At 62.9% G+C, this 21267-nt stretch carries 18 protein-coding genes; 6 read left to right on the top strand and 12 right to left on the bottom strand.

Annotation, left to right across the window (positions count from 1 at the left end):
- Nucleotides 1-206 precede the first annotated feature (206 nt).
- From RT460_RS02855 to RT460_RS02865, 3 genes are read left to right on the top strand one after another with little or no spacing between them, the layout of a single operon-like run.
- Nucleotides 207-1115 carry a DMT family transporter gene (locus RT460_RS02855; RefSeq protein WP_313317039.1) on the top strand — a complete coding sequence of 303 codons (909 nt, stop codon included), beginning with the start codon at nucleotides 207-209 and terminating at the stop codon, nucleotides 1113-1115.
- On the top strand, nucleotides 1112-1456 hold the full coding sequence (locus tag RT460_RS02860; protein WP_313317078.1) for an MGMT family protein: 345 nt from the start codon (nucleotides 1112-1114) through the stop codon (nucleotides 1454-1456). Before RT460_RS02855 ends, RT460_RS02860 begins: the two co-directional genes overlap by 4 nt.
- A 42-nt stretch (nucleotides 1457-1498) precedes the next feature.
- The gene (locus tag RT460_RS02865; protein ID WP_313317040.1) at nucleotides 1499-2146 is read left to right on the top strand and encodes a rhomboid family intramembrane serine protease; all 648 of its coding nucleotides are present in this window, start codon (nucleotides 1499-1501) and stop codon (nucleotides 2144-2146) included.
- 180 nt (nucleotides 2147-2326) lie between these two features.
- Here the strand turns inward: RT460_RS02865 and RT460_RS02870 are convergent, their stop codons facing one another.
- Both RT460_RS02870 and RT460_RS02875 read right to left on the bottom strand, forming a co-directional pair.
- Entirely contained in the window at nucleotides 2327-4336 is a 2010-nt protein-coding gene (locus RT460_RS02870) for a M13 family metallopeptidase (RefSeq protein ID WP_313317041.1), read from the bottom strand.
- Between the two features lie 386 nt (nucleotides 4337-4722).
- Nucleotides 4723-6825 (bottom strand): M13-type metalloendopeptidase, encoded by a 2103-nt coding sequence (locus RT460_RS02875; RefSeq protein ID WP_313317079.1) that lies wholly within the window; start codon nucleotides 6823-6825, stop codon nucleotides 4723-4725.
- Nucleotides 6826-6992: 167 nt separating this feature from the next.
- On the opposite strand from RT460_RS02875, the gene RT460_RS02880 reads away from it, so the two are divergent.
- Entirely contained in the window at nucleotides 6993-8594 is a 1602-nt protein-coding gene (locus RT460_RS02880) for an NAD(P)/FAD-dependent oxidoreductase (RefSeq protein ID WP_313317042.1), read from the top strand.
- 79 nt (nucleotides 8595-8673) lie between these two features.
- Here RT460_RS02880 and RT460_RS02885 read toward each other — a convergent pair whose 3' ends face one another.
- The gene (locus RT460_RS02885) at nucleotides 8674-11541 is read right to left on the bottom strand and encodes a TonB-dependent receptor (protein WP_313317043.1); all 2868 of its coding nucleotides are present in this window, start codon (nucleotides 11539-11541) and stop codon (nucleotides 8674-8676) included.
- Nucleotides 11542-11683: 142 nt separating this feature from the next.
- Entirely contained in the window at nucleotides 11684-13717 is a 2034-nt protein-coding gene (locus RT460_RS02890; RefSeq protein ID WP_313317044.1) for a prolyl oligopeptidase family serine peptidase, read from the bottom strand.
- Between the two features lie 178 nt (nucleotides 13718-13895).
- Between RT460_RS02890 and apbC the strand changes: the two genes are divergently transcribed.
- On the top strand, nucleotides 13896-14753 hold the full coding sequence (apbC, locus tag RT460_RS02895; protein WP_313317045.1) for an iron-sulfur cluster carrier protein ApbC: 858 nt from the start codon (nucleotides 13896-13898) through the stop codon (nucleotides 14751-14753).
- A 109-nt stretch (nucleotides 14754-14862) separates the two neighbouring features.
- Entirely contained in the window at nucleotides 14863-15435 is a 573-nt protein-coding gene (gene dcd / locus RT460_RS02900) for a dCTP deaminase (protein WP_313317046.1), read from the top strand.
- 384 nt (nucleotides 15436-15819) lie between these two features.
- On the opposite strand, the gene RT460_RS02905 is transcribed toward dcd, so the two are convergent.
- From RT460_RS02905 to pxpB, 8 genes are read right to left on the bottom strand one after another with little or no spacing between them, the layout of a single operon-like run.
- On the bottom strand, nucleotides 15820-15987 hold the full coding sequence (locus RT460_RS02905; protein ID WP_313317047.1) for a DUF5668 domain-containing protein: 168 nt from the start codon (nucleotides 15985-15987) through the stop codon (nucleotides 15820-15822).
- A gap of 31 nt (nucleotides 15988-16018) precedes the next feature.
- On the bottom strand, nucleotides 16019-16429 hold the full coding sequence (locus RT460_RS02910; RefSeq protein WP_313317049.1) for an HIT family protein: 411 nt from the start codon (nucleotides 16427-16429) through the stop codon (nucleotides 16019-16021).
- 36 nt (nucleotides 16430-16465) lie between these two features.
- Nucleotides 16466-17128 (bottom strand): pyroglutamyl-peptidase I, encoded by a 663-nt coding sequence (pcp, locus tag RT460_RS02915; RefSeq protein ID WP_313317051.1) that lies wholly within the window; start codon nucleotides 17126-17128, stop codon nucleotides 16466-16468.
- Nucleotides 17128-18081, bottom strand: a complete 954-nt coding sequence (locus RT460_RS02920; protein ID WP_313317053.1) for a DUF979 domain-containing protein — start codon at nucleotides 18079-18081, stop codon at nucleotides 17128-17130. Before RT460_RS02920 ends, pcp begins: the two co-directional genes overlap by 1 nt.
- A complete protein-coding gene (locus RT460_RS02925; RefSeq protein ID WP_313317054.1) occupies nucleotides 18078-18791 on the bottom strand; it encodes a DUF969 domain-containing protein in 714 nt (237 codons plus the stop codon). The genes RT460_RS02920 and RT460_RS02925 overlap by 4 nt, the downstream gene beginning before the upstream one ends.
- On the bottom strand, nucleotides 18788-19552 hold the full coding sequence (locus RT460_RS02930) for a 5-oxoprolinase subunit PxpA (RefSeq protein ID WP_313317056.1): 765 nt from the start codon (nucleotides 19550-19552) through the stop codon (nucleotides 18788-18790). Before RT460_RS02930 ends, RT460_RS02925 begins: the two co-directional genes overlap by 4 nt.
- Nucleotides 19549-20529: a biotin-dependent carboxyltransferase family protein gene (locus RT460_RS02935; RefSeq protein WP_313317058.1), complete on the bottom strand. Its 981-nt coding sequence runs from the start codon at nucleotides 20527-20529 to the stop codon at nucleotides 19549-19551. Before RT460_RS02935 ends, RT460_RS02930 begins: the two co-directional genes overlap by 4 nt.
- Nucleotides 20526-21245, bottom strand: coding sequence for a 5-oxoprolinase subunit PxpB (pxpB, locus tag RT460_RS02940; protein WP_313317059.1), 720 nt, complete (start codon nucleotides 21243-21245; stop codon nucleotides 20526-20528). Before pxpB ends, RT460_RS02935 begins: the two co-directional genes overlap by 4 nt.
- Nucleotides 21246-21267 lie beyond the last annotated feature (22 nt).

Genomic DNA, 21267 nt, shown 5'->3' on the forward strand with positions numbered 1-21267 from the left:
GTCCAGTGCCTGCGCAAGGCACTGCCTCTTCATCCTCCCTGCGCTGACCGCAGGGAGGGGGCGACCACCTTGCTCGGTCTGGCCTTGGTCCTGGTCGCGAACCCTGGCCAGGCCGGAAGCATCCATAATGCAAAGCGTTTTCCCGTGGATGCCGTAACACCGTGAATGCTTCACCCCCGCGCGATCCAGTCGCGGCTTCTCCCTTATTGCCCACCAGTTCGCGACGGCTGCTCGTCAGTGGTCTGCTGTTGGCTGGCGTTGGCGCCATTGCCGCTTCCGGCAAGGCCGTGATCGTCAAGCTCGCCTACCGCCACGGCGCCGACGCAACCGCCTTGTTGGCGCTGCGGATGATGATCGCCTTCCCGTTCTTCATTGCCATGGGCATGTGGGCGGCACGACGTGCGCAGCCCTTGAGTGCCGGCGATCGCTGGCGGGTGCTGCTACTGGGCTTCAGCGGCTATTACCTGTCCAGCTATCTCGATTTTCTCGGTCTGCAGTACATCAGTGCCACGCTGGAGCGGCTGATCCTGTATCTCAGCCCAACCCTGGTGGTGCTGATCGCGCTGGTCGTGCTCAAGCAGCGGCCCACCCGTATGCAGGTGGCGGCGTTGCTGGTCAGTTACCTCGGCGTGCTGCTTGCTTTCGGCCACGACATCCAATTGGAAGGTCGGCGCACGCTGATCGGCTCGGCGTTGGTGTTCGCCAGCGCACTGAGCTATGCGGTGTATCTGTTCGGCAGCGGGCAGTCGGTGGCGCGGATCGGGGCGGTGCGCTTGACGGCGTACGCCAGCATGGTGGCCTGCGTGTTGTGCATCGGCCAATACCTGCTGTTCCAGCCGCTCAGCGCGTTGTGGACGTATGCGCCGCCGGTGTACTGGCTGTCGTTGCTCAATGGCACCCTCTGCACCGTGTTGCCGGTGCTGGCGATCATGATCGGGGTCAAGCGGATCGGTTCGTCCTTGGCGGCACAGGTGAGTATGCTGGGACCCGTTTCCACAATTGTGCTGAGCGTATGGCTGCTCGAAGAACCCATGGGGATCTGGCAAAGCGCGGGGACGGTCCTGGTACTGTTCGGCGTATTGCTGGTGGGCAGCGGCGTGGCGAAGCGGCGCTGAGCGCGGTTGCCGATCCGACCGAGGGCCACGCCCGCATCCTGGCTACCATCCGCGCCATTCCGCGCGGTCAGGTGATGGGATATGGAGAGGTGGCCGCCAAGGCCGGACTGCCGGGGCGGGCGAGACTTGTGGCTCGGCTGCTGGGCAACAACGATGACCCCGAGCTGCCTTGGCACCGGGTGCTGCGGTCGGATGGCCGCATTGCCATGCCGGAGGGCTCGCGCGGCTGGCGCGAGCAGAGCCAGCGGCTGCGCGCGGAAGGGGTGGTTGTGGAAAACGGGCGGGTCAGGCGGGCAAAGCCCGCCGATACGATGGATGAGGCGATCTGGGGGCCGGGCTGAGCTGCTGCGGCTATCATGGGGCCAGTTATCCCGGATGCCACCATGTTCCCGCGACTCCCCAAGATTACCCAGGCGTTGTTGATCGCCAACGTTGCCCTGTTCCTGCTGCAGCAGATTCCGCAGTTGGGGGGTGTTTTCATCCAGTTGATGCTGTGGCCACTGGGCTCGCAACAGGCATTTCTGGATTCACCAGGATTTGAGCCGTGGCAGCTGCTGAGCTATGGCTTCCTGCATGGCAGCTTCGGTCACCTGTTCTTCAACATGCTGGCGCTTTTCATGTTCGGTGCGCCGTTGGAGGCGACCTGGGGAGAGAAGCGTTTCCTGACGTATTACATGGTGTGCGTGGTTGGCGCAGGATTGTGTCAGTTGCTGGTTGCCAGCCTTGCCGGTGAATTCAATCCGGTGCTGGGTGCATCCGGTGGTGTGTTTGGCCTGCTGCTGGCATACGGCATGTTGTTCCCCAACCAGCGGGTCGTGCTGCTGTTCCCGCCGATTCCGATGAAGGCGCGCACCTTCGTCATCGTTTTTGGTGCGATTGAACTGCTGCTGGGTTTCACCGGTTGGCAGCCTGGCGTCGCCCACTTCGCGCACCTGGGCGGCATGCTGTTTGGCTGGTTGTTGATCCGCTACTGGCGAGGACAACCGCCGTTCAACAAGCGTGGCGGCCCGCATCTGCGCCGGGTCAAGTAACCCCTCTGTAGTGCCGAGCCATGTTCGGCAAGGCCTTTCACCAAGAACCTGACGACAGGTAATGCCGGGCCATGCTTGGCAAGCTGCATTGCCGGTAACGCAAAGCCCAGCATTGCTCGGCACTACAAATAGAAAAAGCCGCGGATTCCGCGGCTTTTTCTTTGCTTCAGCGTTGTTGCATCAGCGCCAGATCTTCAGCTGCTCTGCGTCGTTGCGCTGCATCGGCTGGCCCGGCTTGCAGCTGAAGGCTTCGCCGAAGGCCGGCAGATTGGCCAACGGTGCGTTGGTGCGCCAGCGGCCGGGTGCACGTACGTCCGTTGCCAGGCGCTGCAGGGCTTCGTTCGGAGAGAGCTGCTGCGCCCACAGTCCGGCCCAGCCCTTGAAGAATGCCTGCTTGTCAGCGAGCACCGCGTTGGCCTGGGCGGTGGTGAAGGCTTCCCACGCGATTTCCACACCCGAGATATCGGCCATGTTCTCGTCGCGGGTCAGTTCGCCGTTGACCTTGGCATCCTTCACCCCCGGGAAGGGCAGGCCGCCGTACTGGACCACCGCACGGTTGCCGAGCAGGGTCCAGGCGCTCTTGTCAGCCGGCGTCCACCAGCTGCGCAGCTCACCCTTGGCATCGATCATCGCGCCCTTGACGTCGATGGCACGGCTTACCTCATGGGCAACCATGCCGCCGAAGGCACCAAACTTCTCGGCCGGGGTTGCGGCCTCGGCAAAGATCGGGCCTTGCAGGGCGGCAGCGGTCACGATCAGGCGGTTCTGGGCGATGTCGTAGCCGATCGCCGGTTGCTGCGGCAGAACGTCCCAACGGCGGTCGGCGTTGCCCTTGCCGATGCGCTTCATTTCCTGGGCGTGGCGCCAGGTCGATGCGATCAGGATGTTGCCGCCGAAGCTGCCGCGCCCCATCGGCTGCACGGTGTAGTCCAAGTCGCGCAGCGGGGTGCCGATCTCGATCTTCATCGCCGCCAGCTTGGCTTCTGCTTCGGTCTTGGCCTCGGCGCTGAGCCAGGTGCTGCGCTTGACTGCCGCAATCTGTGCTTCGCGGATCTGGTCAACCATCACGCCGGCCTGGCGGCGGGTGTCGCGGCTCAGGTAAGTATTGGCGTACTCGTGGCCCAGCATCGGGCCCGCGGCCACGTTGATGGCATCGAGCACCGCATCGGGGCGTGCCGGGGCGATGGTCTGGCCGCGCAGAACGCGGCCGCGGAATTCGAACTCAGCGTCGCGGTAAGCCTTGGACAGGTAAGGCGCCATTGAGTCACCCACGCGCCAGCGCAGGTAGGCCTTCCACTGGTTGGCCGGCAGGCGGCTGACCATGCCATTGAGCTGCTGGAACAGCGCGGGGTCGGCCAGCGATACCAGGTCGTCGTTGACACCCTGTGCCTTCAGGAACGCATCCAGCTGCAGGTTGCGGTAGCTGCTGTTGAGGTCCTTGGTGGCGACCGGCGCGTAATTGTTGAACGGGTTGTTGATGTCGGCCACCGAATGCGCGCCACGCGCCAGTTCGGTTTCCAGCTGGATGACCAGCGCCGATTCCGCGTCAAGCTGCGCGGCCGGGGTGCCGGTCAGTGCCAGGATCTGCTTGACGTAGGCACGGTAGCGGCCCATCAGCGCGACGGTGTCGGCATCGGTGCGGGTGTAGAAGGCCGGGTCCGGCAGGCCGGTGCCGCCCTGCATGAAATAGCCGATGTGGCGGTCCAATGCCTTCAGGTCCACATCCGGGGCAAAGTTGAAGGCCACCGGGATGCCAACCTGGTGCAGCGCGGCGATCGAGGCCGGGATGTCCTTGGCCTTCCTGATCGCATTGATGCGGGTGAGCAGCGGAGCGATGGGCTTGGAGCCATCGGCTTCAATCGCGGCTTCGTCCAGGCCGCTGGCCCAGAAATCGCCCAGCAGCTTCTGCACGTTGCCCTGTGGGGTGTTCATCGAGCGCTCCAGCAGCTGGCGCTGCTGGGCACGGGTGTTGTTGGCCAGCAGGCTGAGCGAGCTGACGGCGCCGGTCTGCGGAACCGGATTGGCCTTGAGCCAGTCGGCGTTGCCCACCTCGTAGAAATCCGTACAGGCCGCGCTGACCGCCGGGGCGCGCGCAGCCGCCTTCTTGCGGGCAGCCTGGGCATCGGTGGAGGACAGGACTGCCACCAGGCTCATGGCCAGGGCGAGTGAAAGCGGGCGTACGTTTGGCATGTGGTGCATATCCGCAGAAGGACAAAGTGGGCGGAGTTTAACAAGCCGGCGGGCGATTGGCGCCGGCCTGGGCCCGTGATTTGGGTACTGCATCAAACCCCGCCGCCGCTAGCAGCGGCGCAAGCGGCGAACCCACTGGAAATTTGACCCTTCAGGGAGCAGCCGGGGCAGTGTTGGTGCACGCCGTGCGGGGTGTCATTCCTACCACGCGGCCTTGCGGAATGCTTCGCAAGGCAAGGGGCGAAGCTGCGTGGTGCCTCCGGATTGATCCTGGGCCTGTTCGGCGTTCGGGGGTGTTGGCTTCGCGGCTTATGCCGCTCCAGCTCGGTGAACGAAGAAGGCCCGGCAATGCCGGGCCTTCCTGGGTGATCACCGCAGGGCGGGGATTACCAGATCACCACCTGCTTGTCGCCGGCGCGGACCATCGGCGAACCGGCCTTGCACTGGAACGCAGCGGCGAAGGTCGGCAGGTTCGACGGTGCACCCATGGCACGGAACTGCGCCGGGGCGTGCGGATCGGTCGCCAGGCGGACCTTGGCGTTTTCAGCGGTGTACTTGGTGCGCCACACGGTGGCCCAGTTGAAGAAGAAGCGCTGGTCACGGGTGAAGCCGTCAACCTTGGCGTCTTCCTTGCCCGCCGAGGCCTTCTGCAAGGCGTCATAGGCGGTGGCCAGGCCGCCCAGGTCGGCGATGTTCTCGCCCAGGGTCAGCGAGCCGTTGACCTTCTGGTCGCCCACCTTGTACTCGTTGAACTGGTTGACCAGCTTGCCGGTCAGGCCAGCGAAGCCCTTGGAGTCGGCCGGGGTCCACCAGTTCTCGAAGTTGCCGGTCGGCCCGAAGCGGCTGCCCTGATCGTCGTAACCGTGGGTCATTTCGTGGCCGATGACGGCACCGATGCCGCCGTAGTTCAGCGCGTCGTCGGCGTTCGGATCGAAGAACGGCGGCTGCAGGATGGCGGCCGGGAACACGATCTCGTTCTGCAGCGGGTTGTAATAGGCGTTGACGGTCTGCGGGGTCATGCCCCATTCGGTCTTGTCGACCGGCTGGCCGATCTTGCCCAGTGCCCACTTGTAATTGAACGCATTGGCAGCGCGCACGTTGCCCAGGTAGTCGTCATGGGTGGTGCTCAGGCCCGACCAGTCACGCCACTTGTCCGGGTAGCCGATCTTCGGGGTGAAGGTTTCCCACTTGGCGATGGCCTTGGCCTTGGTCTCGTCGCTCATCCAGGTCAGGTTCTGGATGCGGTCCTTGAGGGCGGCAGCCAGGTTCTTGACCAGCTCTTCCATCTTGGCCTTGGACTCCGGCGAGAAGGCGACCTTGACGTACATCTGGCCGAAGGCGTCGCCGGCATCGTTTTCAATGGTGCCCAGCACCTGCTTCCAGCGCGGCTTGATTTCCTTCTGGCCGTTCAGTTCTTTGCCGTAGAACGCGTAGTTTTCCTGCACGAACTCATTGCTCAGGTACGGCGATGCGCCGTCCACGGTGTGGAAGCGCAGGTAGGCGCGCCAGGTGGCCGGGTCGGTGTCGGCCAGCATCTTGCTGACTTCCTGGTGGAAGCTGGGCATGGCCAGGGAGAATTTCTCCGGTGCGGCAATGCCCTGGGCCTGGAAGAACGCCGTCCAGCTGAAGTTCGGGGTCAGCTTGTCGGCATCGGCCACGGTCACCGGGTTGTAGTACAGCGAGACGTCACGCGACAGCTCGACGCTGGACTTGGACGCCTTGGCCAGACGGGTTTCGAACTTGATCACGTCCTCGGCCTGCTTGGCGGCGTCGGCGGCGGCAACGCCGCTCAGCTCCAGCACCTTGGCCACGTGGGCCTTGTAGGCAGCCAGTTTGTCGGCCTTGCTCGCGTCGGTGTAGTAGGTGGTGTCCGGCAGGCCCAGGCCGCCCTGGCTGGCATAGGCCATGTTCATGGCCGAGTTCTTGAAGTCCGCTTCCGGGCCGAAGCCGAACAGGAAGTTCTCACCCTTGGCAGCGGTGCTGCGCAGGTAGTCGGCCAGCGCGGCGCTGTCCTGCAGGCCGTCGATGGCGGCCAGGTCGGCCTTCAGCGGGGTGATGCCCAGCGAATTGATCTTGGCCTCGTCCATGCCGGCAGCCCAGAAGTCGCCGACGATCTTTTCGATGCCGGTGGCGTTCTTCATCGCGGCGGCCTGCTCGGCCAGCTGGTGCTGTACGGCGACCGAGCGCTCGTCGAGGATGGTGAAGGCGCCCCAGCTGGTGCGGTCGGACGGAATTTCATTGGCAGTGAGCCACTTGTCATTCACGTAACCGCCAAAATCGGTACACGCGTCCTTGCTGGTATCCAGGTCGGCAGCGGTGAAGGCGTTGTAGGCCGGCAGCTTGGACTCGTCCAGCTTCAGCTCGGTGGCGGCGGCCGCCGGAGCAGCGTCGGTAGCGGCTGGCGGGGACTGCTCTTCCTGCTTGGGGCAACCGGTCAGCGCAGCGGCGACGGCCAGCGACAGCAGGAGAATCTGGGGTTTGCGAACGATCACGGGAATGGCCTCCAGGCCGAATTCAGAGCACGGGTAGGGCCTCGGGAACCGGGGCCGACCGAAGAAGATACGCCTGAAACCGATGAGGAAAGGGTGTCGAAGGTCATGCCCTGATGGGGCCTGGTCCGATGGGAATCGGCCAGAAAGCGGTGCTATATAGCGGAATGACCAGATCAACGACCAAGCAGTGGGATGCCGTGCTTATCGGCGGGGGCCATAACGGGCTGGTGTGTGCGGCCTACCTGGCCCAGGCTGGCAAGCGGGTATTGGTTCTGGAGCGGCGGCCGGTGGTAGGCGGGGCGGCCGTCACTGAGGAGTTCCATCCCGGGTTCCGCAATTCCGTGGCTTCTTATACGGTGTCGCTGTTGCAACTCAAGGTGATTGCCGATCTGCAGCTGGAGCGGCATGGCCTGCGGGTCGTGTCGCGGCGGCTCAACAACTTCCTGCCATTGGGCGATGGCGAGTACCTGCTGGCCGGGGCAGGGCGTACCGCCGAACAGGTGGCGCGGTTCTCCACCCGCGATGCGGCACGCTTGCCGGAGTACGAGCAGCGGCTTGAACTCTTTGCCGACGTGTTGCGCGCGCAGGCGTTGCAGGCGCCGCCGAACATCAGTGGTCAGCCATGGCTGGCTGCATTGCCGGAGTTGTGGAAGGCAGGGAAATTGGGACGCCAGTTGCAGGGCCTTGGGCCGGCTTTGCAGCAGGAGCTGATGGATCTGTTCACCATCTCCGCTGCCGAGTACCTGGATCGCTGGTTCGAAAGCGCGCCCATCAAGGCCTTGTTCGGCTTTGACGGCATCGTTGGCAACTACGCCAGCCCGTATGCGCCGGGTACTGCTTACGTCCTGCTGCATCATGTGTTCGGTGAAAGCAACGGCGTCAAAGGCGCCTGGGGGCATGCCATTGGAGGCATGGGTGCAATCACCCAGGCGATGGCGCGGGCAGCAATCGAAGCCGGTGCCGAGATAAGAACCGATGCGGCAGTTGAGAAGGTGCTGGTTGAAAACGGGCGTGCAGTCGGGGTTGCGCTGTGTGATGGCGAGGTGATCCGTGGCGCAGCTGTCGTTGCAAACGTGAATCCAAAGCTGCTGTACGAACGCATGTTCGATCCAGCCGATGTGCCGCCGGACACCCTGCAGCGCATGCACAACTGGCGTTGTGGCTCAGGCACGTTCCGCATGAATGTCGCGTTGTCGAAGTTGCCGGATTTTACGGTCCTGCCCGGAGAGGGCGACCACCTGACGGCGGGCATCATCATTGCCCCCAGCTTGGACTACATGGATCGCGCCTATGTGGATGCAAGACGCCATGGCTGGTCACGTGAGCCGGTGGTCGAGATGTTGATTCCAAGCACCTTGGATGACACGCTCGCGCCGCCAGGCCAGCACGTTGCCAGCCTGTTCTGCCAGCACGTGGCACCGCAGCTTCCGGAGGGGCGAAGCTGGGACGATCATCGCGAGGAAGTGGCGGATCTGATGATCGCCACCGTCGACCGGCATGCGCCTGGCTTTGCAGCTTCGGTACTTGGCCGGCAGATCATGAGTCCGCTGGATCTGGAACGGACATTCGGGCTTATTGGCGGGGACATCTTCCACGGTGCGCTGAGCTTGAACCAGTTGTTCAGTGCGCGGCCCATGCTGGGGCAGGCTGGGTACAAGGGGGCATTACCCGGCCTGTATATCTGTGGTTCTGGCGCGCATCCGGGCGGCGGGGTCACGGGGGCGCCGGGGCACAATGCGGCAAAAAGGATATTGGATGACCTGTAAAACTAAGGTGTAAACAGATCTCGGAAAAAAAGGAGGCGACCTAAGTCGCCTCCTCACAGAACGTGTTGCCAGTTTAGGATCAGAATTTGTACTTCAGACGCACGAACGGGGTGCGACCGTAGTAGTCGTACTGCGTCGCGAAGGCAGGCACATTGCCGTAACGCGTTCCGGCGCCGGTCGAGATCGACGCCGGCTTGGCATCGAACACGTTGGCGATACCAACCAGAATCTGCCAGTCCGACTGGTCGTACGTCATCGACGCAGTGTGGTAGTAGCGAGCGTCAGCGGTGATGTCGCGGTAGGAGTCCGGACGGCCGAGATAGGTGAACTTTTCCGACAGGTCCTTGTTCTTGGTTTCACCGATGTACGAGGTCAGCCAGTTGAAGGCCCAATCACCACGCTTGAAGGTCAGCCCAAGATTGGCAACCAGATCCGGACGGCCGATGAAGCCCAGCTGGTCCGAATTGCTCAGGCCGCTGGCCTCCGCGCTGTCGAACAACTGCATCACGTCTTCCAGCGTGTAGGTGACCTGCGTATCCACCGCAAATTTGCCGAAACCGAACTCGTGTTCCCAGTTTGCCGTCAGGTCCCAACCACGGGTGCGCTGCTTGTTGATGTTGATGTACTGCGCATGCACTTCGGTAATCCGGAAAGGTTCATTCGGATCAGTGGAAGGGTTACGGGTCATCAGGTCGCAGAACTTGTTCGGGAACGACGTTGAGCCATAGCAGCCACCGACGATGTCGGCCGCATCCAGAGAGGCAATCTGGTCGTTTACTTCATAGTCGAAGTAGTCAACTGCCACATTCAGATTTGCAAACGATGGCGTGAAGACCAGGCCGACGCTCTTGGCACGCGAGGTTTCCGGCTTCAGCTGGCCTGCGCCGCCACTGGTGTAAATCGTTGCGCTGGAGCCATTGCCTGCATAGTCGGGAGCAATACCCAAGGAGCCGCAGTTTGCCGCCAACTGGTCATTGTTCGTTTCACCCCAGCGAATGCAAGGGTCGATGGCGGTCTGTCCCAGGAACCCGGTCTGGTTACCAAGGTAAAGCTCATACAAGCCCGGGGCGCGATACGACGTGCCCAATGTGCCGCGAACACGGAACGCGGAATTGATCTGCCAGCTCAGGCCGACCTTCCACACGCTGTCCGACCCATCGACCGAGTCGTACTGGAACATACGTCCGGAAGCATTGGCGGTCAGCGACTCGATGCCCGTGATGCCCTTGAGCAGCGGCACCTCCAATTCCACGAACGCTTCTTTGACCTTGTCATCGCCCTTGGTGACATCGGCGCTGGAAGAGCCCCAGATGAACCCATCGCGCGAGACCTGACTCGGTTGGTCGTCAATCTTGTAGTAGCGGTACTCCAAACCGGCAGCCATTCCGACAGGGCCTGCTGGCATGTCGAACAATTCGCCGCTGAAAACGGCGTTGACGGTAGCCTGGTCAAAGGTGGTCTTGCCCGTATGCCAGATGCCGAGGATGCTAACCAGCTCATCCACCTTGGCGCCACTCAGATAGCCTGGGTCGAAGAAATTCCCAGCGGGCGTACCACTGTTGTCGTAGTTGAGGTCGCCAGTCAGGCGAGTGTCAATGCCCAGATTGCGATAGGTGCCGCTAGAGCGGCTGTAGTTCGCGTTGACTTCCCAGCCCCAGGAATCCGTACCCGCAAACAGGCCATTTAGTTTGTTGGCCAGGTAGTAATAGTCTACTTGGACCTGTGTGATGGACTTGAACGGCATGACTGGCTGAGCAATTCCGTTAGCAGTGCCCGGTGCTTCTAAGTACGGGAAGAACTGACGCCAGCTGAAGTTTTCAGTGTCGCGCTGGTTGTAGAGGAACTGGCTTTTCCAATTGAACGAATCGAAGCCGAAATCACCGGCCAGGTAAGCGGATTTACGCTCCTGGCGATTGATGATATGGGCTTCACCCCAACGACTGAAGTTGGATGGGATCTGCGTATAGGCCTGGGTGCTTCCGTTTGCGTAGGTCTTGTCCTGTCTTGGGGCATAGCCAGCGAACGGACCGTTTGTGCTGCCGTCCGCCGTTGGTACCCATACCGTCGCGGTGCCGTACTCCGCGATGTAGTTGTGCTGCATGTTGAGGCAGAACGGGCGCGGGCCGTAGATCGAGGCATCCGTGCGGTCGATACGGTTGCCGTCTGCATCCGTAACCAGATCCTCCGAGCAGTTGAGGAAGTCGCGCTCACCACGGGTCAGTTCGTTATGGCGGTACCACTCTACGGCAGCGACAACGCTGCCCTTTTCGAAGTTCCAGCCGTTGGCCAGTGAGGCGGCAAAAACTTCGCCGCCACCGTGCTGCGGGATACGGGAGGTGACGGTCAGTTCAGGGCGCTCGAAATTCTTCTTGGTGATCAGGTTGACCACGCCAGCGACCGCGTCGGAGCCGTAGATCGAAGACGAACCATCTTTCACAATTTCAGCGCGCTGCAGAATAGCAGTCGGAATGACGTTCAGGTCGAACGCGCCCACTGCACCACGGGTGCCTGCCGGGCCGGGACGCTGGCCGTCGAGCAGCACTAGGGTGCGATTGGCGCCAAGTCCACGCAGCGAGAAAGTCTGCACGCCAGTGCCGCCATCAACCACGAATCCACCAAACTGGTGGGTGATCTGTGTTTCGGCAGCGCCGATGGCGGACTTCTGCAGGAATTCGCCGACGTTGACCTGGCCTTGTGCCGTGTTGGTTTCGGTCTCGATGGTAAAGACGGGGGAAATAGTGTCGTAGTCAGCGCGGCGAAGCAGAGAGCCGGTGACGGTTACCTTGTCAAGGTCGGTTGCACCGGCTTTTGTCTGCTGCTGACTTGACTTGTCGCTCTCCGAAGTGGTCGCTTCTTGTGCGAATGCGGGAGCCGCTTGGAGGCAGGCCAGAACTGCAAGTGTCAGAGGCAGGCGAATTGGCGAAGTGTGTCCGTTTTCTTTGCGCATACAGCTGTTTCCCCGTCTTGTTATGTTTCGGTTAACCGAGTCTAGGTAGCAAGTAATTTAAATGCAAGGTGAATATCAAGTATTTGTAACTAATTCTGTTGTATGCCTGTTCAGCCCTCCGCAAGGCGAAGGGCTGAGGGGGTCAAAGTCCGTTCGGGCCACAGTCACTGCGCAGAAAGCTTTCCATCAGCGGGAGCGTTGCTTGGTAGTGCCTGGGGTACCAAGGCATGCTATGGGGCATGTCCGGGATCAACTCGAACTTGGCTGCTACCTTCCCTTGGACTGCGTTGTAGAAGCCGCGGGCATGAAATGCTGGCGTGCGGACGTCGCGATCACCCACGTAGAGCAGGACTGGGATACCGGCGCTGGCGGTGTGCTGCATAGGGTCCATGCCCTTGACCGTCTGCCCCTGGAGGATGCGCTGAAGGCGATTCTCGCTCCACGAGACGCCAAGGCGTGCCAGATCGGTCACCGGGGCGCCTGCAATGGCACACTGGAACGGTGATGGGGTGCGAACTGTCGCTGCTGCTGCGGCAAAGCCTCCGTATGAGTATCCAAAGATGGCGATGCGGTCCTTTGCTGCGATGCCCTGAGAAACCAGCCAAGCGGCAGCATCATCATTGTCGTCCTGCATGGTCAGGCCCCACTGCTTGTCGCCTGCAATCCAGTGGTCACGGCCGAAGCCGGTGCTGCCACGGTACTGGGGGCGAACTACCGCGTAGCCGCGTGATGTGAAGTACGGTACCCAGCCGGATGCGTCCCAGCCTGTGTAGTCACGTGCCCAGGGGCCGCCGTGCGGGTGCACGAGCGCCGGTAGAGCGGCATCGCCTTCTTTCCAGCCTGCTGGCAGGTCAAGAATGGCCGGAATCTTACGGCCGTCACGCGCTGTGTAGGTGATCCAGCGTTGCTCGCCGATCTGATTGCTATCCATCCAGGGGCGTTCGCTACCCAATGAGGTAACGCTCTTTTTGTCTGTAAGGACAAAGTAGGAGGTCGGTTTGCTTGCGCTGCTGGTGGTATATAGCACCCTGGATAGGTCGTCGTTATAGCCTGTAATGGCGACGTACTGTCCTGGATAGGCCTGCTTCAGGCTGTCGCTCAGCGCTTTCATCTGTGGGTCGACGTAAACGGCCTCGCGGCGCGGACCGTCTACGTAAAAGCCCAGAACCTGATTGAAATTGCTTGGGCGCGTGCCGATGATCAGGCCGCCGATCGGATACTGTGGGTGGGCTGCCAGAGGTTCCTTGTCAAAGGTTTTGGTCGCGGGGTCGTATTGCCATGCCTGGACCTGATCGGAGAACTTGTCAGTCAGAATGTAAAGCTTGCCCGTAGCGTCATCGATTCCCGCAACTTCCATGGTGTAGCGGTCGCTGAGCTTGGTTGTAAGGGCGTCGTGCTTGTCGAACTGCCCGTTGTCCTTGTTCTTGATCAGGATCTGCTGCTCGTAGTCGTTCGATCCCAGTGGTTCGATCTGGCTGCGGGTCAGAAGTTCGCCATTCCGGGGGTGGAAGAGGCCTGGTGAAGCGCGGGTTCCGCCGCGGAACAGTAGTTCGGTCTTTCCGGTGGCCAGGTTGAATAGGTAGTAGTTTGCCGACAAAGTCAGTTCATTCATCTGCGAGATGATGACCTTCTCAGGATCCAGCGGAAGCGAGTGAACTAGCGATGCAGAGCCGGCCAATTCCAGGCAGCGCTGTGTCTGTTCGCTGACCCCGAGCTTGCGGGTGTTGTCGGCGAATGCTTCGTCGAACTTTGTTTGACTTGGATCCGTCAGATAGGCCTTGGTCAAGAAGGTCTTTGTGGCGCCAGTGGAGTTGCCTTCGCCACAGCCTGACAGTTGTCCGGTGAATTCCTGACGGCCGATGACCAGCGTCTTTCCCGCCTTGAGCGCGCTGGCGGCGATGAATTTCATCCGATCACCCGAGGGGGTGATTGAAGTAGGGCCACTGCCGAGCTTGTCCATGTCCCAATTGGCCAGTGCGGTATCGCCATTGTTGCTGCCTGGCGCGGCGATGATGGCGACGAGCCTTTTGCCATCGGCGCTCATCGTCACGGACTGAATCGCGGGGATTTTCGCAAAGCTATCCGTCGGCAGGGGGGTGGGGGTGGCTTGGGCATTTGTTGCAGCCAGCGCGATGCTGGCTGCGAGGGCAAATTTGGCGCACTTGAGAGGGTTCATCGATGTGGCGTCCTTGACTATGGCGAATGTGCCGACTCGTGGCACATTTACGCTGAAGATGAATGAAACCTGTATTTTCGTCAATGCGGCGGATTTTCGCTACGTGCTGGTTCATTGTTTTTGCGGCGAAAGTTGGCTGTGGCACTATCTCGGCCAACTCTTTTGAATTCTTTACGTCATGCAGCTTTACGATCAGTCCCGTCCAGCCACCCACCGCGTGCAAAAAGGGCTTTCGCCCCATCCACGTATCCGCAACGTGATAGCGGTGGGCTCGGGCAAGGGCGGGGTGGGCAAATCCACCACCGCCGTCAACCTGGCCTTGGCGCTGAAGGAGCTGGGGGCCCGGGTGGGCGTGCTGGACGCCGATATCTACGGACCCAGTGTGCCGGCGATGCTGGGCCTGAGCGGTCGCCCGGAAAGCCCGGACAACAAGAGCATCGAGCCATTGCGCGCATTCGGTGTGGAGGCGATGTCGATCGGGTTCCTGATCGAGCCGGACTCACCGATGATCTGGCGCGGCCCGATGGCGACCTCGGCCCTGACCCAGCTGTTCAATGACACGCTGTGGGATGGCCTGGATTTCCTGTTGATCGACCTGCCACCGGGCACCGGCGACATCCAATTGACCCTGTCGCAGAAGATCCCGGTGGCCGGTGCGGTGATTGTCACCACGCCACAGGACATTGCCACCCTGGACGCGCGCAAGGCGCTGGCCATGTTCGAGAAGGTCGAGGTGCCGGTACTGGGTGTCATCGAGAACATGGCCGTGCACACCTGCAGCAACTGCGGGCATGTCGAGCACCTGTTCGGCGAGGGCGGTGGGCAGCGCATGGCCGAGCAATATGGGGTGCCTCTGTTGGGTTCGCTGCCGCTGGACATCAACATTCGTGAACAGGGCGACGTGGGGACGCCAATCGTGGCCTCGCAGCCACAGTCTGCTGCTGCCCAGGCGTACATGGCAGCGGCCCGCCGCCTGGCCGAGGAGCTGGCCAAGCGACCGCGGGCCAGCATTCCGATCATTGCCTCGCTGAGCTGAGCACTGCCCGGCGGGGACGGTGGGGCGCGCTGCGACCGACCGCCTCGCTGGGCTAGAATCAGCCACCCTTGGCCGGGGCAGTACCCGGCACCCCAACCAGGACCATTGAATGAGCATCAAGAGCGACCGCTGGATCCGCCGCATGTCCGAACAGCACGGCATGATCGAGCCGTACGAGGCCGGGCAGGTCAAGCAACTGGACGGCCAGCGTATCGTCAGCTATGGCACCTCAAGCTACGGCTACGACGTGCGTTGCTCGCGCGAGTTCAAGGTGTTCACCAACATCAACTCGACCATTGTCGACCCCAAGCACTTCGACCCGAAGAGCTTTGTCGATATCGAGGCCGATGAATGCATCATCCCGCCGAACTCGTTCGCGCTGGCGCGCACCGTGGAGTTTTTCCGCATTCCGCGCGACACCCTGGTGGTGTGCCTGGGCAAGAGTACTTATGCGCGCTGCGGCATCATCGTCAACGTCACCCCGCTGGAGCCGGAGTGGGAAGGCCATGTGACGCTGGAGTTTTCCAATACCACGCCGCTGCCGGCGCGTATCTACGCCAATGAGGGTGTCGCGCAGATGCTGTTCTTCCAGGCCGACAAGGACGATGTCTGCGAAACCTCGTACAAGGATCGCGGTGGCAAGTACCAGGGCCAGACCGGCGTTACCCTGCCGCGCACCTGAAGCCGGCGGGAAACCGGGCGCTGGAGCCAGAAACGTAGAGGATAGGAACGAGCAACGCAGCAAAAGCCGGGCGGCATCGCGCGCGCTGCGTTGCTGGTTCCTACGGCTTACGTTCCTACCATGCCTATTTGCCGCGCCCGTACAGCATGCCTTCGAAGCCAGAAACGTAGAGGATGGAACGAGCAACGCAATAAAAGCCGAGCGGAATCCCGCTCTCTGCGTTCCTGGTTCCTACGGCCTACGTTCCTGCCGGCCTATTTGCTGCGCCCGTACAGCATGCCTTTGAAGCCAGAAACGTAGAGGATGGAACGAGCAACGCAATATAAGCCGAGCGGAATCCCGCTCTCTGCGTTACTGGTTCCTAGGGCCTACGTTCCTGCCGGCTTACTTGCCGCGCCCGAACAGCATGGCGATGCCGACGGCGACCAGGATCGCCGGCCACCAGGTGGCCAGCATGGTGCCGATGTTGCCATTGATCCAACCAAGGTTCTTGGCCAGGAAAAACAAGCCGACGATGATCAGAATCAGGGCGGCGATCAGGTTGGAGCGCATCGGCTTGCGGTGTCCGTTGGTGGGTAGCTGCTTATCGTAGCCGCTGGCGCCAGATTTCGACACGTTCGGCCAGCACATCGGCGTCGAAGCGCTGCGCCTTGCCGCTGCCCCACACCGGGCCCGGCCAGGCGGCATCGCCCTCGTGGCGGCCGATCAGATGGATGTGCAGCTGACGCACGATGTTGCCAAGCGCGCCGATATTGATCTTGGTGACATTGGGTTTCTGCTTCAGGTGCTGGGAGATCTGGTTGATCTCGGCCAGCAGCAGGCGCTGTTGATTGCCGTCCAGATCGATCCACTCGGTTGCGCCGGCAACGCGCGGTACCAACACGATCCACGGAAAACGGTCATCGTTCATCAGGCGGATCTGGGACAGCGGACCGTCAGCGATCAGTACGCTGTCGGTGGCAAGGCGGGAATCCAGTTCGAAGTCTTCACTCATGCAGGTTCTCCGTTTTGCGGTTGGGGCGGGGGTCGATCAATGCTCGGCTCCGGCCTGGATGGCCAGGTCGGTGTGGTGCTGCAGTGCTGCTTCGATGGCAATCCGGATGCCCTCGATCATGGTCTCCACCGGCAGACTGGGCTGTCCGGGTTGCTGCTCTGCCTGCCGTGGAGAGAAGGGGATGTGCACAAACCCGCCACGCACGCCTTTGCGTCGTCGCAGTGCATGCATCAAACCATAGAACACGTGGTTGCAGACAAAGGTGCCGGCGGTCTGCGATACCTCGGCCGGGATACCTGCCTCGCGCAGCGCCTGCAGCATGGCCTTGATCGGCAGCGAGGTGAAGTAGGCAGCCGGGGCGCCGTCGATCACCGGAAGGTCCACTGGCTGCGCGCCGGCATTGTCGGCAATGCGGGCATCGTCCACGTTGATGGCGATGCGCTCCAATGAGATCGCAGCACGTCCGCCGGCCTGGCCGATGCAGATCACCAGCGCTGGCTGGCTGCGCCGAAGGGCACGGCGCAACGCCTGCAGGGCGTCGCCGAACACGACCGGCAGCTCGACGCTGATGACGCGGTGCCCTGCGATCTGGGTGTCATGCAGGGCGCGGATGACGTCCTGGCTCGGGTTGCCTGGGTGGCCACCGAACGGGCCAAAGCCGGTCAGCAGGAGGGTGGGGGATTGGCGTGAAGTCGGCATCAGCGGAAAACGATGAAGTACATGAGGATGACGTTGCAGGCGAGCAGGGGCACAGCAGTTGCCACCTGCGCGCGTATCACCGCGTTGGGGTCACGCAGCTCCAGCAGCGCGGCGGGCACCAGATTGAAGTTCGCCGCCATCGGTGTCAGCAGGGTGCCGCAATAGCCCGACAACATGCCCAGTGCGGCCAATGATGCGGCATCGGCGCCGTGCAGCTGTACCAGCAGCGGCAGACCGATGCCGGCCGTCATTACCGGGAATGCAGCAAAGGCGTTGCCCATGACCATGGTGAAGGCGGCCATGCCCAGCGCATAGGCCAGTACCAGGACGAAACGGTTCTCCACCGGGATCACCATGCGGATCAGGCCGGCGATGGCTTCGCCGACGCCGGTGGCGGCGAAAACGCTGCCCAGGGTGGCCAGCAGCAGCGGCAGCATCGCCGCCCAGCCAATCGCATCCAGCAGGCGCCGGGACTGCTCGACGGCCGCCGCCGGCGTGCTGCGGGTCAACAGGCAGGCCGCGGTCGTGGCGACCAGGCAGGCCAGGCCAAGGCCGATCAAGGTCGTCTGTTGGGCGCCAAACAGTCTGCTGCCGGCAATCTCCACATTGGCCAGTGGCACTGCAACGGCGACCGCGATCAAGGGGATCAGCAGTGCCGGCACGAACAGGCGGTTGCCCAGCCGCTGTGCACTGGCTTCGCGTTGGGCACTGCTGCCTTCGTCATAGTGGCCGCGGCCCAGGGCGCCGAAGCCGGCGAGGCAGGCCAGCACCACCACCAATCCACCAACGACGGCAGGCGGCAACCGCTCGGCAGCGAGCATGGTCAGTGCGACCAGTCCCCAGAACAGGGCATTGCCGAAACGCCGTGGGTTGCTGCGATCGAGCAGCCCGCGCAGGGCAACCCAGGCCAGGTAGCCGCCGACCAACCAATAGATCCATTGCAGGGTGATCATCGGCCGCACTCCCTGTCCGTTGCCGCTTGCGCAGCGATGGCCAGAGCCTCGCGGCGCAACTGCGCGTCCAGCCGCGCCAGTCGGCTCGCGTGGATGAGGAACGCGCAGATGGCGGTGGGGATGCCCCATAGCGCGATGTGCAGCGGCTCCAACTGGATGCCGTGCTCGGCATAGAAACCCTGGATCAGCAGGACGGCGCCGAAGGCGATGAAGATGTCTTCGCCGAAGAACAGGCCGACGTTGTCGGTGGCGGCGGACAGCGCTTTCAAGCGTTGCCGGGAGGCTTCGGGCAGCGGGCCGTGCTTGGCTTCGGCGGCGGCTTCAGCCATGGGCGCAAGCAGCGGGCGCACCGTCTGCGGATGGCCACCAAGGCTGGTCAATCCCAGTGCGGACGCCAGTTGGCGGATGGCCAGGTAGCCGATCAACAGGCGTCCGGCGGTGGCGCTACGCAGGCGGGTGATCCAGGCCTGCGCACGTTCCTTCAGGCCGTTGCGCTCCAGCAGGCCGATCACCGGCAGGGTGAGCACGAACACCATCAGGTAACGCTGTTTGGTGAAGGCTTCGCCCAGCAGCTCCAGCACCTGCATCGGCGTCTTGCCGGCGACCAAGCCGGTCACCACGCCGGCGCTGACCACGATCAGGGCCGGGTTGATGCGCAGCAGGAAGCCGACCACCACCATCGCGATGCCAATCAGGGGCAGGTAGCTCATGCGTGCGTGCCCCGCTGTGCGGGCGCAACGATGGCATAGCCCTCGGCTTGCAAGGCAGTGCGCAGGGCATGGGCGAAATCGGCAGCATCTGCCCGGTCGCCATGCAGGCACAGCGTATCGGCGCGGATCGGCACAAGGCTTCCGTCTACCGCACGTACGCTGCCATCCCGCAGCATGCCGCGCACCTGGGCCAGGCTGTCGTCCAGCCGGTCAATCACGGCACCGGCCTGATCGCGAGGCACCAGCCGCCCGCCGGCGGTGTAGCCGCGCTCGGCAAACACTTCCTCGACGACGCGCAGGCCGCGACGGCGACCGGCCGCGCTGAGTTCGGACCCCGCCAAGGCATAGAGAAACAGGCCCGGGTCGCAATCATGTACTGCCTGGACGATGGCATCGGCGGTTGCTGTATCGCGTGCGGCAAGGTTGTAGAGCGCGCCATGCGGCTTGACGTGTTGCAGGCTGGTCTCAGCTTCGCGGCAAAGTGCGGCCAGCGTGCCAACCTGTTCAACCACCAGTTGCTGGATGTCGGCGGCGGGCAAGCTCAATTCGCGACGGCCGAAATGTTCGCGATCCACGAACGAGGGATGCGCGCCGATGGCGACGCCGTGCTGCAGGCACAGTGCGATGGCCTGGCGCATGCTGGCGGTGTCGCCGGCATGACCACCGCAGGCGATGCTGGCCGAGCTGATGCACGGCACGATGGCCGCGTCGCTGCCGCAGCCCTCGCCGAGGTCACAATTGAAATCGATGCTCTGGGTCATACAGAAAGAGTCCGTGCAGCAATGGCCTGGCGGATACGGTACAGCCGGTGGCGTTGTTCGTTGGCGGCCTGGCGTGCCTGTTCGGCACTGCAGGCGCGAAATTGCAGGGTGCAGCCGGGGCGAAGCTGTGCCAGCAGGGACAGGTCGGCGCGGATGACATGGCCAATGCGTGGATAACCACCGTGGGTCTGGGCATCAGCGAGCAAGGCGATGGGTTGTCCTTCGCCGGGTAGCTGCAGCACGCCGGCGCTCACCGGTTCGGATACCCGTTCACGCTGGTCGCGCACCTGCAATTGCGGCCCTTGCAGGCGCAAGCCTTGCCGGTTGCTGCGGTTGTCCACCTGCCAGATGGCGTCGAAAAGACCATCGGCCATGTCGGTGCCGGGCAGCAGGCGGATGGTCAGGGGGTCATCATTGCCAGTGGGCGAGGCGGCCGCATTGCCGTCGATCCACCAGGCCGGAATACGCAATGCGTCGTCGGCGGCGGCATCGGCATGCAATGGCAGTACGTCACCGGCCTTCAAGGCGCGGCCGTTGTAGCCGCCAAAGCCGCCGCGCAGATCGGTACTGCGGCTTCCCAATACCTCGGGAACATCCACGCCGCCGGCAACCGCCAGGTAACTGCGTGCACCGTCGCGACACGGCCCCAACTGCAAGGTGCTGCCTGCCGGCACGGTTATCGGCCGGTAGCCCGGCAAGGGCTGTCCATCCAGTGAGGCGTCAATGCGCGCACCACACAGGGCGATGCGGCTGGCCCGGCTGAAGTGCAGGGTGGGGCCGGTCAGGGTGATCTCCAAGGTTGCCTGCTGGCTGGCGTTGCCCACCAGCAGGTTTGCCAGCGCGTGCGACCACGCGTCGGCTGCGCCACTGACGGCTACGCCGAGATGGCGCAGGCCAACGCGCCCCTCGTCCTGCACGGTGGTCAGCAGGCCAGGGGACAGTACCGTGATGCAGGCAGCCGGTTCAGCGCTTGTCATCGTTGGGGCCCCTCGTTCGCGCGAAGGGAGTGCTCATGGCTCACCGGAACAAAGCGCAGTTGCTGCCCCGGTCGCAACAAGGTCGGGGCAGATCTGCGCGGATCGAACAAGCGCGCCGATGTGCGCCCGATCAACTGCCAGCCACCGGGGCTTTGGCTGGGATAGATGCCGGTCTGGTTGCCGCCGATGGCCACGCTGCCAGCCGGCACCAAGGTGCGAGGACTGGCCTTGCGTGGCATCGCCAGTGCGGGGTCCAGCCCGAGCAGATAGGGGAAGCCCGGGGCGAAGCCGATCATCGCGACCGTGTACAACGCGCCGCTGTGACGTTCGATCACCTCGTCGTGATCCATGCCGGTGTGCGCCGCCACCTCCGCCAGGTCGGGGGCGCAATCAGCGCAATAGCACACCGCAATCTCGATGACGGGCGGGGGTGAGTGACCTGCGTGCGAGGTGTTGGTGTTCCCCAGCTGCGCAAGCAAGGGAGCGAGTATCTCGGTTGGCGCACGGCCGCACACCTGGCGGTGCTCCAGGTCAACGAACAGGCCCAAGCTGGAATATGCCGGCACGATGTCACGCAGGTACTCCGGGCGTAGCGCGGCGATGCGGTCAGCCAATTCGTGGACCCGATGGTTGATCTGCGCTTCGATGCCGCTGCCCAGGCGCAGCAGGATGCCGTCTTCGCCCAGCGGCTCCACGGTCCATGCATCCAGACTCAAACAGCGCACCCTGTCCGGATAC

The organism is Stenotrophomonas sp. (genome assembly GCF_032061965.1).
Classification (GTDB): domain Bacteria; phylum Pseudomonadota; class Gammaproteobacteria; order Xanthomonadales; family Xanthomonadaceae; genus Stenotrophomonas.